Raw genomic sequence first — 13396 nt, forward strand, 5'->3', positions numbered from 1 at the left:
ATCGACCCTAAAATGAACCGCCCCAGTCTTACCACAATTTCCTTACTCGCTTTGCTCAGTACCTGGGTAGCCTGGGCTGATATACAGTTTCCAACACTGTCGGGCAGGGTAGTAGATCAAGGGGAGCTGCTAAAGGCCGATGAAAGATACCAGCTTACCGAGTTGATCCAGCAATACGAGCGAGACAGCGACAATCAACTGGTCGTAGCCACGGTGCCTGAGCTTCAGGGCATTACGATAGAGGAATACGCCAATCAGCTGGCCCGCAAATGGAAATTGGGTAAAAAAGATAAAGATAATGGAGTCCTTTTCCTGATCGCTCCCAATGATCGCAAAATTCGCATTGAAGTGGGCTATGGCCTCGAAGGTGCGCTAACCGATGCACTGGCCGCAAATATTATCCAAACCAAAGTGCTTCCAGAATTTCGCAGTGGCGATTTTAACGGCGGTATCAATGCCGGAGTCAAATCAATTATCGCCGCGACTAAAAACGAATATGTCGCAGAGCCCTTAGAAACCAAAGAGGGACGACGAATCACAGTCCTTGTGGGCCTACTCCTTCTATTGATTATGCTACACCTATTCGGCAGCGCCGCACTGGGCTCACCGGTACAAGGCCGTATTTTCAAGCGGGGACGCTACGGTGGCTACTACGGTGGAGGCGGCTTTGGTGGAGGCTTATCTCGCGGCAGTTCGGGCGGCGGATTTAGCGGGGGAGGCGGAGGCTTTGGCGGAGGGGGCGCATCGGGAGGATGGTAATGCTTACCAACACATATCAGCGCCATATTACAGAGGCCATAAAGGAAGTAGAGTCCCGCACCGATGCCGAAGTCATGGCTGTGGTCGCTCGGGAAGCGGATAACTACCTGTATATATCTACCTTGTGGGCTGCATTTCTAACACTACTAATCTCACCACTTATCGAATTTTTACCTTTTTGGGTCAATCTTCAACAGGCAGTGACACTTCAGTGGATTTTATTTATTGCCCTGGCAGTGATATTCCGTTGGCGCCCCATCACCATGCGGTTAGTGCCCAAAAAGATAAAATTCTGGCGAGCATCCAACCTTGCTCGGAGGCAATTTCTGGAGCAGGATTTACACGCAACCAAAGATCGGCTAGGGCTGCTCATATTTGTTTCAGAAGCAGAGCATTATGTAGAAATACTGGCAGATAGAGGAATTGCCCAACACATTACCAACGACAACTGGCAAAGAGTGGTAGAAAACTTTGTGCAGCAAATAAAACGGGGAAAAGCAGGTGAAGCATTACTGGTTTGTATTGAACAGTGTGGAGATTTGCTTCATGAAGCACTGCCTACCAGCACTATTAAAGATGAACTGCCCAATCATCTGGTAGTGATTAATTAAGCCTCTGGGTATATTCGAAACTCTGACACTCCAACATATTCCCATTTAAAAAACTTCACGCCACACCGATCTATTTCCCACTGTTGCTTGAATCATCAACTAAGCTGCTTATAGGCACAAAACCCATAAAAAGATGATTGCGACTAAACCCCTTTTGCAGCTTTTAAATATCACCCTCCTACTACTGGCAATCAGCATCAGCGATATAATCTGTGCCCAGAAAACCCAAAAGAAAGATACGACTTCGGCAACCAGGGATACCAACTTCCCAGATGCGAAACAACTAAAGCCAAATGAAATCCCGCACAGAGATCATACTGGAGGTACAGGCACCCTTTGGATGGGGGGTGCCATAGGTAATCAGCCGGTAAAATTAACGATTTTGAAGCCTGATAGCACCCAACATAAGTGGGAAGAAGCCTATGCTATCGGCGGTAAGAAAAAGTACCTCGCCTGGGACTGGACTTTCCGACAATGGTGGCTTGAATATCCCCAAAAAGCTGGCTTAGTGATTAATGAGAGCTTTATGCTGCCAATCCAGATGATTACTAAAATGCATTTTCCACAGGCGGATGCAGTCTACTTCTGTAATCAAGTACATACGGTACCAACTCTATTTATCGCTATTATGAACACAACAAGTTGCTCAATGGCGATCGCCTATCACGGCTATAACAACTTTGATGCCGCGCCCGAAATCCTTAAATCAATCCGCTCTATCTATCAAGAATCTTTATCATTAGCCACTGATCACATGATTCAGAATGTCACTAATATTAACGTCGTTACCCGGATGATTGTTGTCAATGGAGTTTTATGGCCGCTATCTCTGCTCACAAGAACATTAACAGTCGACCAGGCCAAAAAGGTGGATTTTACACCTTTTCTTTTTATTGAAAAATTATTCTACAAAAAGCTCTCTAGTCAGACACATAAGAAAATCAGCAAAGCCTTTGGAACTGATTTTGAACCTCCAGATTGAATATCTGCGTATTATTTACGACCAATAATGAATACAGCAAAGCCGGTAAACCCTACTCAAACAATCCATGCACCTTAAAAGAATCCTCAATTCATCAACTCACAAAGTATTAATCAGCCTCACCCTGATATTAATAAGCATTCTATTATCGCCAATCAACAAAGCAGATTTTATTAGTCTAAGTGGGGCAGAAACGGCTACTAACATCGCAGAAATTGAAATACAAAAAGGCACGCTGCACATTACATTTGAGATATCAGCAAATGATGCCAACATGTTTTGGCCTGAAATTGAACAGACGCCAGATATTTACCTATTAAAGCAATCAGCGCTAAAACAAAAAGTTTTCAAATTTCAAATTAAATCCGGTGTTAAGAGTATCAAACCCAGCAAACTATCGATCAGGGTAGCCCAAAGAAAACAACGAAACTCCCCTTTTGCGGGGCAAACCGATCCCCGTACCGGTATTAAAGTGCCTGATTTCCCATCAGATAAAAAGGTCCTTTTAACTCAGCTGGAATACCCGGTTAGTGGGGTATCAGACCTGGAGATGAAGCCACCTATGGGAAGTGATGGTTTGGCATCCGTTACTATTGGTTTCACCAGTCGCCACGGACAGACTCCGGTCAGTGGATTTCACTATCTATCTAAACCTGAATCATTTACTATCGATTGGGATGACCCCTGGAATACCCATTTTAAAAATACCGACATTAGTCGACATAATCGTCATCCACTAAAGTCTTTTCTCTATGTAGAACCTCGTCAAATACGCCATGAAATACTTTTGCGCACAAAAGACTTAATGGAGTGGACCAATCATCCTTTCGATGCCTGGCAACCGCTGTCCCCAGAAAACAAGACCTTTCTTCATCATACAGTCCGAAATTACCTATACAACAAAAATCCCACCACCATTGACCAAGCCTTATCGCAACCGAGCAGCATAGAGACTGTTTTTCTTCGGGCCAATAATAACGGTTACACACAGATTTCAGAAAATGAAACTATTGAAATGGGCTCTGTATTGATTGGCTACCGAGAGAAGTTTTCCATTGAGGAGTTCCCCCAGAGTGTCACAGTAGACTGGAATTTATTCACCGATACGATTAGCTCAGTACCTACGTTAATCCAAGACCCCGCCGGCCCCTTCCCCAACCATGTAATCCCGGCATTCCCTGATATTCAGTGGCACAACTATCTATATGATTATCGCCCCCCAAATAGCGATCCGCTCGTAATAGAAACCCCAAGTCTAGCGATTCCCATGGCTATCCTATTTTCATTCCTAATTATCACCATAATTGTATTGACACTTTCGACAAAACACTCATTACCAGGCCGAAAAGGCTCAGCCATTATTTATACCATCATCATACTTTCAGCTGGAGCCCTGTATTTCAATCTTCCAGAAGAATACCGGGTAAATCTCCCAGGAACCGCTAAAAAACGTGATCTGGGCCGAGTAACAGAACAATTGTTATTAAAAGTCGCTGCGGCATATAAAGAACCGCTTTCAATAAACCTAGAACTAAAGTTAAAGAATCTGATTACCAAAGATGGATTCGAAAATACCTATACCAATCTCACACAAATATATCGCCCACAAACTACTAGCGGAAGTCTGGGTTCAATCAGCGCTATCACTAACCTCAGAGTGGAATACTCCAATCAAATAAATCTGAATGGCAACAAAGGATTTAGGCTGATAACAAGTTGGCAGGCTGTAATCGAGGAGCAAAGCTGGGGACATTTCGAACAGAAACCGCAGAAGACACGCGCCAATATTGACATCGTTCAATCTGATAACTATTGGAAAATAGCCCGATTTACCCCCCTATCCGTACGCTAGAATTAAAAATAGAGAAATGTCTAAAACTATGAAAAACAGTATCCTTAAATCACCCGCTATCATTTTTGTTTTTCTATTAGTATCCGGCCTCAGCGGACAAGTCCAAGCGCATTTTCTCCTTAATCTCAATATGCGGATTTTCCATATAGAACACACAGCAAAAGGCGCTAATCTGTATATGAGAGTGCCTATGGCCTACTTGCTGGCAGATAAAGCTCGAAGGGGACTCGATCCCTACACAGGCAAACTCCCCCAACCTGCCCCCTACACCAAAAACTCTCTGGATAGAGGGAACCTGGTACATTATGTGGACTTTCAGCAACTGGAGTCAGCCCCTTACGGGCTGGGTAATATTGCAGAGAGAGCCATCCTGCTACGCAGCACTGAAATGAAGCTAGCAGGCGACGTGAAAGCTGTACGACTCTATCGGATAGGAAGAGAACCGGAATTTGCGACTCTGGATGAAGCACAGCAAGCATTTTTGAAGCAATACTTACCTGAAGATTCCAGCCAGCGTCTCTATGTTGGCGATACCTTGGTCGATATTCATATCCACTACCCATTGCAGGCTCCCCTGGGTGAATATCAGCTATCCAGCACTCTCAACCCCGGCCTATCCAGCCAAGAAGATACCGCAAATTTGATATTGGACTATAACCCGGGCAGGACTCAAGTGTTTCGATCTCGCGGCCTCATGCAGGAGCCAATACTGATTTCACACTCCTCGCTCGATGCCATGAATACCTTTCTGGCAGAAGGTATCGCCCATATCCTGAAAGGGCTTGACCATATTCTGTTTGTTCTCTGCCTAACCCTCGGCGCAATCAGCCTACCCTTACTCCTATGGCGCACTACCGGCTTTACCATCGGTCACAGTATCACCCTCTCAGCCGGATTCTTTGGCTTTGCTCCCACTGCCAGCTGGTTCGTACCTTTGGTAGAAACCGGTATCGCCCTATCCATAATCTATATGGCCTGGATATCACTACACCGGGAAGAAACTAAGATCACAGGGAGCGAAAGTACAATTTTTATCGGCACCTGCATGCTCGGTCTGCTCCATGGCCTGGGTTTTTCATTTGTATTACATGAAATACTCCAAGTTGACTCCCCGAATATCTGGCAAAGCCTCATGGCCTTCAACCTGGGAGTAGAAGCCGGGCAAGTACTCATAATTCTCGCTATATGGCCCCTTGCCTATTTGGCCAGGCTGTGGAAAAAGGAATGGGAAATCCGGATACGTTATTCTGTTGCTGGACTCTGTAGCGCAATTGCTTTTATTTGGACATTAGATAGAGGATATGAGCTTGTTTCGGCAATTTACTGAACAGGAGAATGAGTTTTCTCTCTGGCTATTACACTTGAGATAATACACCTAAAACTTCTTTGTATTCTCAAGCTCCAGAGACAAACTCAGTACTAAACTAATCTCCCATCCACTACACACGTAAAAGTGGGTAAAAATATAAAGCATAATAAACCAGGGCATTAAAAAATTTAAGATCCAAACCCCTTGGGATGCTGCTTCCCGGCATCACCTATTTCTTCCCAGGAGGCCTTTGAATCAATCCATAAATGATGAACCACTTTTAGATTTTCGTTACCATCCACCAAGCTTCCTCCAGGAATATAAGTGTTTAAAAAATCATTCTCTCCGGGCAGAGTCGAACCACAAGTAGCACAAAAATTTGTATGCCAATCATGCCCGGGCTTAGACCAATACTTAAGGTTCTCCTTACCTTTAACCCAACTAAACTTCTCGGTAGGCACAATAGCTACAGTAATAGCGCCACTCCCTGTGGAACGACAGCAGATTGAACAGTGGCACATATATAAATCTGTGAGGGATCCTTGTATCTCATAAGCTATCTCTCCACAATTGCATTCACCTTTAGTCAAAAAAACACTCCTTTTTTAGTAATATAAAGATATAAAGCCCCATATCTGAGACATCTATATCACCTTGCTTAAATTTTAATCGACCATTGAGCCCCCAAAGAGCATCTACTAGCACTGAACGATCTCCCGGGCTAATTTTAACTCCGGCATTAGCTACATGTTCTACAACAAATTTCTCAGGCCAAACTTCGGCTCCAAATAGAGAAAAGGCTATCGGAAAGAACAGTTTTTTTTATAGCGCGTATATCTTTTTGCGTATTCTAGTTGCACAAACCTTAATCTATCCTGATTTCTATCAACATTGATTCAAGTTTTCGATAGTTAATGGCTAATAGAGGCTGAGTTGAGTAATTTATAAAAGTCAGCGCCTACACACTTAGTGTGGCGCTCACTTTCTTATCTGGTGAAAGAATTCTATACAACTTAACAGGTTACTGCGGAATCAACCAGGACTCTAAGCATCGTGGAGACTGGAAATATCATTAAAGAATTTAAATTTAGCAACGTAATGATAGATACAGAGAACTAGGTGTAGCTTAGTGTAAACTTTATTTAGGCCTAAGGGTCTCAATAAACTTCGCATCTACCCACATTATTTCAAAATTTGGTGGAGTACAATACCGACAGTAGAAAAGGTATTTCCCATCGGGCGTTACATATCCACCACCATCTTCCCCTTCTGTATTGATATTATCACCGAAGTTAATAGCCGCACCCCATGAGCCATCTTGTTGGCGAAAGCTTATGTACATATCGCTATCACCATATCCACCCTCTCTTTCACTATCCCAGATAATGTAGGACTCATCAGGGGCAATAAACGGGTGAGCAGTCCACTTGCCTGTATTTATTTGCTTTCCAAAAGGTTTTGGCTCTTCACGCTTACCATCTAACAGTCGCGAATAGCGAAGAATACCATCCCCGTTTGAACCTACCTCATCGAATACAAAGGTTCCTTTTGACGAAGCCGTAAGGCGCATGATACGAAAGTCTTCAAATAGTGGCCCCAGGCTTTTAGGTTCTGACCAACCATTATCAGTGCGCTCTCTATATCGATTTCTAGAATACATTGTTTGACCATCAGGTGAGATAGAGCCACCCCAGACCACTTCCGATTCATACCAACGATTACCCTCAAGCTTGAATGCAACTTTCAAAGACTCGCCACTTTGGTGATATCTTCTTGTAACGTAGTACTCCTTCATATCAGGCGTGAAGTAACCACCCCAATCCCGATACTCTTTCGAGGGACTAGGAGCGAATAACTTTGGAGTTAACCCAGGAGGTTTCTGTCCAAGATAGGGTCCCTCAAGAACTGTAAGTGTATCCTGACTATAACTGTTAACACTCAGGGTTAGCAGTGAGAGTAGAGCAATTGAAATACAAAGGTGCCTCATGACATATCCTTGCTTAAACATGAAGTAATAAGCAACCAATGTATCTATTCAGGCTTTATAACACCTGACGTCCATATGAATTTTGCCTGATTCTTGTGAGAAGAGGTGTGATCCGCCGACTATTTGTATGAAATATACACAAAAGCGACTCTATAGCGAAGGTTCGGACCTCGCTTTTGCCCTCCATATATACTGACCTTGCGCCTCATTTCGTATTGCCAATCTACACCGGGCCCCCAATTACAGAGAGCGTTATCGGGACACGACGATCTTAAACCTATAGAAACACACCCTCAGATATTCACCTATTCGCTGTAAGTAAATCCACAAGTCTGTCCAAAAGAATAGATGCTGATGGAAACTGTGGAGTAACGAGTACTATTTTCTAATATCAATCGAATGATCAATTTTTATTCTGCGGGATTAAGAATGAGCGATACTATATCCCCTATGGCTGCTGCATTTTCTACCAGATAGACATCAATCTGGTAGAAAATGCAGCTCAATTAGATACATTGCCTGAAATACACTTTCTTAGATCTCTACCGATTGAAGATAAGATATAGTCAAGCGTATTGATTGTCGTTAGGAAGTCGTAATTAACATAGATTGATTTGTTCTAGGTTATATACAGCTAGCACCAAGTTCCTTAACAGCTTTCAACCAGGAACCCTGTTGATTCTTATCAGACATAATCATTGAACCAAATAAATTAACCTCTGCTTTTGAAAAACCACAGTATTGAAGAGTAAATCAATCAAGCTGCTCTAATACTGACTTTGCTTGTTCTTCTAAATATTCTGTAGGGGCATCCATTGTCAAAATTATTCTTGATGTTTTGCCTTTAAGAAGCTGTATGGGTTCTGCACTACCACTCTCAAATTTAAAGGTAATTCCGGGAAGAAAAGATCGATCAATCAAGCCTTTTAGCTTTCCTGGCAATCCGCCCCACCAAATAGGCGACACCACAACAATATGCTGTGCCCATTTAAGAGCCTCTTGAAATTCAGATAGACAATCCTCCAATACTTGATAGTCATCGTACCCAAACTCTAAATTCGAATTGAAGACCATTTCCGACAGGTTATATCGCCGAACATTTGCCTGTCTCTTTGCTTCAGACTCATAGACATCGCTCAACTGCTTAACAAAACTGTTCTTCTTTGGATTGCCATTTAAAAGTAGGATATTTTTCATCGCGTCATACTATTGCTTAAAGACATGATGAAAATTCTACCGTCTCACCTTAAGGGGAGAGTCAAGGCTTTTATGACAGGAATCTATAGACGCAATACATTGATCAACCTTCTCAGCTTTATTAGAAAGTGACTCCAATTCAGCCTCAATTTTTCTTTTTACTTTCCTCAGAAAGACACTGATTCGAGCCCAATCAACCTCTCCATTATGGTACCGAATAACATCCTTCAACTCAGCCAAAGTCACTCCAAGTGCTTTAGCTTCTGAGATCAAATTATGAATTTCAACATCTTCTGCCGTATAGACTCTATATCTGCCCTGCCTTTTAGGAACGGCAATGAGGCCTTTCTCTTCATAAAATCTTATCGCTTTTACAGTGAGATTCGTCCTTCTTGACACCTCTCCTATAAACATACAGACCTCCTACCTATGCTCAATTTCCCATTGAGATTACAGCCTATGAAAAATATTCATCACACGAAAGGATCCATCCATAAGTTTGGGTCTTCGCCAGCCCTTACGGGCACCTAGTAGAAACCCATAAGAGCTGGAGCTCACTTCTTACATTCTCATGCTTTCGGCACAAACATTACGTTGAAGAAAGTAAATACGCAATACCGCAAATTAAGAAGAAAAGGCCCTCTTATTTCCTGTAATCAATTCAGACGGGGAACCTAACTACGTAAATAAATTACTACTAATGGCAGTAACACCCCTATGCCGCCTCATACACATCTGGCAGGTATGGCTAGTATCTGGACTACCTCTTACTTGATTTTCAATGGCCAGTGAGAATGTCTATTTGTAGTGGTCTAATCCTTCCGGACACTTCGCTAAGATGGTAAAACTACCAAGCGAGGTGACGTATGACAACAAAAGGTACACGTCGGCATTTCAAGCCGGAATTTATGAAAGACGCCGTAGCGCTAGTCTCTGAGCAAGGGTATTCAATTCCTAAAGCAGCAGAGGCTGTAGGAACAACAGCCAATAACCTGCGACGCTGGATAAAGGAACTGAAGCAGGAAGAAGACGGTGTGAGGTTGGATGTAGGCGAGCGCGCAGAATTAGAGCGATTACGACGTGAAAATAAGCAGTTGCGGATGGAGAAAGAAATCCTAAAAAAGGCCAGCGCCTTCTTTGCGAAAGAAATGAAATAAAGTACAGCTTTATTGAAAAACAGCAAGGCAGCTTTCCTGTTAGGGTGCTCTGCCGGGTAATGCAGGTAAGTAAGACTAGTTATTACGACTGGTGTTGCCGTGGCAATAGCTCAATAGATGCTCAAACATGGCAATTATGCCATCGTTTGAAGACCCTATTTGCAGAATCTAGACAGAGTCTCGGAAGTCGTCGGCTAATGAAGCTGTTACGTAAAGAAGGCTTTGAAGTCGGGCGCTATCGAGTCCGCAAGCTCATGAAAAAGCTAGGCTTGGCAGTAAAGCGCAAGAAGCGATTTACACTGACGACAGACAGTAAACATCACCTGCCGGTCGCAGAGAACCTTCTTAATAGGGAGTTCTCACCGAGTGCTAAAAACCAAGTCTGGACGACTGATATTACATATATTTGGACTTCGCAGGGCTGGTTGTACTTGGCGGTAGTGATTGATCTCTATTCTCGCAGGATTGTTGGTTGGCATCTAGATCGAAAGATGGAAATGGCCCTGGTAACTCGTGCGTTGATGATGGCTGTCAATTTGCGTACGCCCCCAAAAGGTCTCCTGCATCACTCTGATCGTGGCAGTCAGTATGCCAGCCATACCTACCAAACGTTATTGAGTCAGCAGGGGATGGTGTGTTCAATGAGCCGTAAGGGAAATTGTTGGGACAACGCACCGACTGAACGTTTCTTCAGTAGCTTGAAGCGGGAGTGGTTAACGGGAAACCTCTATCCGACAAGGGAGGATGCGGTAGCAGATGTAAAGGCCTATATTGCTTATTACAACTCACGCAGAATACATACAACACTGGGAGACCTAGCCCCGATCGAATTTGAAAAATGTGCTTAAAGAAGTGTCCGGTTGGAGTTGACCACAACAATTCAGAGGAACCTTAGAGACTGGTAGATTTTAATTAGAGGTACTCTACAGTATACCAAAAAGCTCTAGCTAAGTAAGTCTGGAGTTGTACCGCTTGCTTTAAGCATATGGCCTATCCCCATGTCTTTTTGTTTCAGGTTAACAAATAGCTTTGAAGTAAAAACACCAAAAGGCATTTGAGCTACACCTGTCTCTGTACCGGTCGGCGTAACAATGGCATAACTAGGTGTTTTATAAGGCTTAACCTTTTTACCTTTGGCTTGATTAATGATAACGCTCGCTAAGATGCCTCCTTGAACGTTTGCTATATAGCCGTGCTTATTTTCATCCAGAGTAGAGCAATCACCTATCGCATAAAGGTTAGAATAACCCCTAACCCGCATATATTCGTCCACTTTAATTAATCCCATCTTATCTAACACACCGGGTAATTCTGTTTTTAGAAACTCGGTATTTGGCGACATACCTACACATTCATAAACCAGGTCTGCCTTGAAAGTTTCTTGAGTATTCATAGAACGGTAAATTGCACCTTCCTTAACTAGCCGGGTATTGAGATGTACGCTAACACCCTTAGCCGTAAGCTGTTCTAGCGCCTTGTTCTGAGCTTTAGGCTTAAGATGGCCAAGTAGTACATCTTTAGAATGGACTAACGTCACGGTTTTATTGGGATAAGCGCTGCTAATTTCCCCGGCCAGCTCCACGCCAACGGTACCGCCTCCTACAATCAAAACTGACTGAGATTTCGACAGTATTTTTTGCTCATTCCGCATTTCTTGCTCACGCTCGGAAATTGTATAAGCTGATGTGGATTTAGCTATCGGCAAGGTTGGGTAGCGGCTACCTGTCGCGATAACTGCCTGCTTAAAGTGGATCTCTAATCCATTCGATGACTTTGCTATCCGGTCATCCATGGAAACCACATCTGCTTGAACAAAATCACTCTGAATAAAGTCACGATAATACTTACGTGGATTAGCAGTCAGTAAGCTAGGCGCTATCGCATTACGCAATGTGGCAAAGGTCACTTCAAAATGGTCCTTTCGATCAACCAACACCACCTGCATACCCTGCTTAGCTAACTTTTGAGCCACAGAAACACCAGCAAAGCCTCCGCCAACGATTAACACGTCTGTCCGTTTGATCATAACTCGCCTCAATATCGTTCAACTGTTCAGATAAAGCGCGACCGTTCGCAATACCTCACGAACAGGTCACTTCTTGATAGGGAGATAAGGATAAAATTAGACTTAGACTAATAATATTAACTATAATCTAATCTCTTGTTAGCTTTTACCTAACATGTTGGTTCAACTGATATCAGGTGATGATACCGCGCAGGTATGAAGTAAAAAGGTGCACGCAGACTCCCAGCTTCTGCTGGCAGAAGAAAAACAAATAGCTGGTTTACGTAAAAAGCTACTCATTCAAAATGATCAGCGGTGATGATGCTGTCCATTTTGCAAGCACTGGCAAATGGTATCGAGTGCAGATTACTCATGTTGTCAGCACAACAGAAAAGATGCTTCATAAAAGAAAGCCAGTTAATGGCTATTTTCAGTTTAAGATCCTCAAATATGCTGCATCAGAAACTTACCTATATTTTCTCTAAACTCACACCACTATGACTTTGGAACAATTACGATATTTTAAGGCGATAGTTGAAGGGGGCTCGCTAAAAGCTGCTGCCCAAACACTTCACCGAACACAGCCCACTATAAGCGCCGCCATCAAGAAATTAGAGGCAGACCTCAATCTACAACTATTTGATCGGGACCAATACAGGAGCACACTCACAGCTGACGGCAAAGCCCTGTATGAACGATCCAAACATGTACTAGCTGAAGCCCACTCGTTTGAGAGCTTAGCTAAACAGCTAGTCGCAGGAGAAGAACTGGAAGTAGGTATTGCGTTTACTTCCGCCATACCAGTCGGCCCAATACTCAGCGCAATCCGTCAGTGCAAAATTGAGTACCCAAAAACACGCTTGGAGGTCTATTCCGAAAATGGCCTTGGGCCACTGGACTTATTGAAGGCAGGCCAGGTTTCCATAGCTATTATTCCGTGGACTCAAACCTACGACCAGCTTGATTCCATTCATCTAATGAATATGAAATTCATTTCTGTGATCGCTGGCAACTCTCCCCTACTTACCCAATACGAGGAAGTCCCAAGGCAGGTTATGCTACGCCATCCCCAGGTGATCATCAGTGGCAGGAAGTCATCCACTAAAACCTACGGGGTGCTTGAAGGGGGCGATCAATGGAGAGTTAACGATTTTCCGACTAAAAAAGAAATTATCCTTCAAGGTATGGGTTGGGGCACGCTACCAGAACATATGATAGAAGCGGAGCTTGAACAGGGCTTATTATCGCCCATTGCAGTGGAAGGGATACCAAAACCGCAAGAACTGGAAGTGCGGGTGGCTAGACAAGCTTCTGATCCGATGGGACCCGTAGCAAGTTATCTTTGGCAATTATTCCTAAACCTTCAGGGCCTTCATTAGAAGGCACTTACTATATTCCTACCAGAATTTTCCAGATTCTTTATGTTTAATACATAGATTCTAAAAATTCAAAGCTGACCTGTCGGGTGTCTGCATTTTGCTAGAGAAACTCTTTGGCTGAGCCTCATCATACTAGCACACAAGTAAATAAAAGGCGC

12 protein-coding genes are annotated in these 13396 nt (G+C 43.4%); 7 read left to right on the forward strand and 5 right to left on the reverse strand.

What is annotated here, in order from left to right:
• Positions 1 to 12 precede the first annotated feature (12 nt).
• From BTJ40_RS15580 to BTJ40_RS15600, 5 genes are all read left to right on the forward strand, one after another.
• On the forward strand, positions 13 to 759 hold the full coding sequence (locus BTJ40_RS15580) for a YgcG family protein (protein ID WP_108733962.1): 747 nt from the start codon (positions 13 to 15) through the stop codon (positions 757 to 759).
• Entirely contained in the window at positions 759 to 1370 is a 612-nt protein-coding gene (locus tag BTJ40_RS15585; RefSeq protein WP_238152025.1) for a TPM domain-containing protein, read from the forward strand. The genes BTJ40_RS15580 and BTJ40_RS15585 overlap by 1 nt, the downstream gene beginning before the upstream one ends.
• A 133-nt stretch (positions 1371 to 1503) precedes the next feature.
• A complete protein-coding gene (locus BTJ40_RS15590) occupies positions 1504 to 2352 on the forward strand; it encodes a hypothetical protein (protein WP_108733964.1) in 849 nt (282 codons plus the stop codon).
• A gap of 67 nt (positions 2353 to 2419) precedes the next feature.
• A complete protein-coding gene (locus BTJ40_RS15595) occupies positions 2420 to 4204 on the forward strand; it encodes a hypothetical protein (RefSeq protein WP_108733965.1) in 1785 nt (594 codons plus the stop codon).
• A 190-nt stretch (positions 4205 to 4394) separates the two neighbouring features.
• Positions 4395 to 5531, forward strand: coding sequence for a HupE/UreJ family protein (locus BTJ40_RS15600; protein WP_157954109.1), 1137 nt, complete (start codon positions 4395 to 4397; stop codon positions 5529 to 5531).
• Between the two features lie 170 nt (positions 5532 to 5701).
• Here the strand turns inward: BTJ40_RS15600 and BTJ40_RS15605 are convergent, their stop codons facing one another.
• The 4 genes from BTJ40_RS15605 to BTJ40_RS15620 form a co-directional block, all read right to left on the reverse strand.
• Positions 5702 to 6103 (reverse strand): GFA family protein, encoded by a 402-nt coding sequence (locus BTJ40_RS15605; RefSeq protein ID WP_238152026.1) that lies wholly within the window; start codon positions 6101 to 6103, stop codon positions 5702 to 5704.
• Between the two features lie 548 nt (positions 6104 to 6651).
• Entirely contained in the window at positions 6652 to 7260 is a 609-nt protein-coding gene (locus BTJ40_RS15610; protein ID WP_202862815.1) for a PD40 domain-containing protein, read from the reverse strand.
• A gap of 993 nt (positions 7261 to 8253) precedes the next feature.
• The gene (locus BTJ40_RS15615; protein ID WP_202862816.1) at positions 8254 to 8697 is read right to left on the reverse strand and encodes an NAD(P)H-dependent oxidoreductase; all 444 of its coding nucleotides are present in this window, start codon (positions 8695 to 8697) and stop codon (positions 8254 to 8256) included.
• Positions 8698 to 8733: 36 nt separating this feature from the next.
• On the reverse strand, positions 8734 to 9111 hold the full coding sequence (locus BTJ40_RS15620; RefSeq protein WP_108733968.1) for a MerR family transcriptional regulator: 378 nt from the start codon (positions 9109 to 9111) through the stop codon (positions 8734 to 8736).
• A gap of 452 nt (positions 9112 to 9563) precedes the next feature.
• On the opposite strand from BTJ40_RS15620, the gene BTJ40_RS15625 reads away from it, so the two are divergent.
• Positions 9564 to 10702 (forward strand): IS3 family transposase gene (locus tag BTJ40_RS15625; protein WP_108733969.1). Its coding sequence is split into 2 segments (ribosomal slippage): positions 9564 to 9813 and positions 9813 to 10702, totalling 1140 coding nucleotides; the frame shifts between segments, so codons are not numbered across the junction.
• 95 nt (positions 10703 to 10797) lie between these two features.
• Here BTJ40_RS15625 and BTJ40_RS15630 read toward each other — a convergent pair.
• On the reverse strand, positions 10798 to 11880 hold the full coding sequence (locus BTJ40_RS15630; RefSeq protein WP_108733970.1) for an NAD(P)/FAD-dependent oxidoreductase: 1083 nt from the start codon (positions 11878 to 11880) through the stop codon (positions 10798 to 10800).
• 476 nt (positions 11881 to 12356) lie between these two features.
• On the opposite strand from BTJ40_RS15630, the gene BTJ40_RS15640 reads away from it, so the two are divergent.
• On the forward strand, positions 12357 to 13238 hold the full coding sequence (locus BTJ40_RS15640) for a LysR family transcriptional regulator (protein WP_108733972.1): 882 nt from the start codon (positions 12357 to 12359) through the stop codon (positions 13236 to 13238).
• The last annotated feature ends 158 nt before the right edge of the window (positions 13239 to 13396 follow it).

Origin of the sequence: Microbulbifer sp. A4B17, from assembly GCF_003076275.1 — a bacterium.
GTDB lineage: Bacteria > Pseudomonadota > Gammaproteobacteria > Pseudomonadales > Cellvibrionaceae > Microbulbifer.

Coding starts and splice junctions, on each gene's coding strand:
- BTJ40_RS15580 (WP_108733962.1), top strand. CDS start 13: ATGAACCGCCCCAGTCTTACCACAATTTCCTTACTCGCTTTGCTCAGT.
- BTJ40_RS15585 (WP_238152025.1), top strand. CDS start 759: ATGCTTACCAACACATATCAGCGCCATATTACAGAGGCCATAAAGGAA.
- BTJ40_RS15590 (WP_108733964.1), top strand. CDS start 1,504: ATGATTGCGACTAAACCCCTTTTGCAGCTTTTAAATATCACCCTCCTA.
- BTJ40_RS15595 (WP_108733965.1), top strand. CDS start 2,420: ATGCACCTTAAAAGAATCCTCAATTCATCAACTCACAAAGTATTAATC.
- BTJ40_RS15600 (WP_157954109.1), top strand. CDS start 4,395: ATGGCCTACTTGCTGGCAGATAAAGCTCGAAGGGGACTCGATCCCTAC.
- BTJ40_RS15615 (WP_202862816.1), bottom strand. CDS start 8,697: ATGAAAAATATCCTACTTTTAAATGGCAATCCAAAGAAGAACAGTTTT.
- BTJ40_RS15620 (WP_108733968.1), bottom strand. CDS start 9,111: ATGTTTATAGGAGAGGTGTCAAGAAGGACGAATCTCACTGTAAAAGCG.
- BTJ40_RS15630 (WP_108733970.1), bottom strand. CDS start 11,880: ATGATCAAACGGACAGACGTGTTAATCGTTGGCGGAGGCTTTGCTGGT.
- BTJ40_RS15640 (WP_108733972.1), top strand. CDS start 12,357: ATGACTTTGGAACAATTACGATATTTTAAGGCGATAGTTGAAGGGGGC.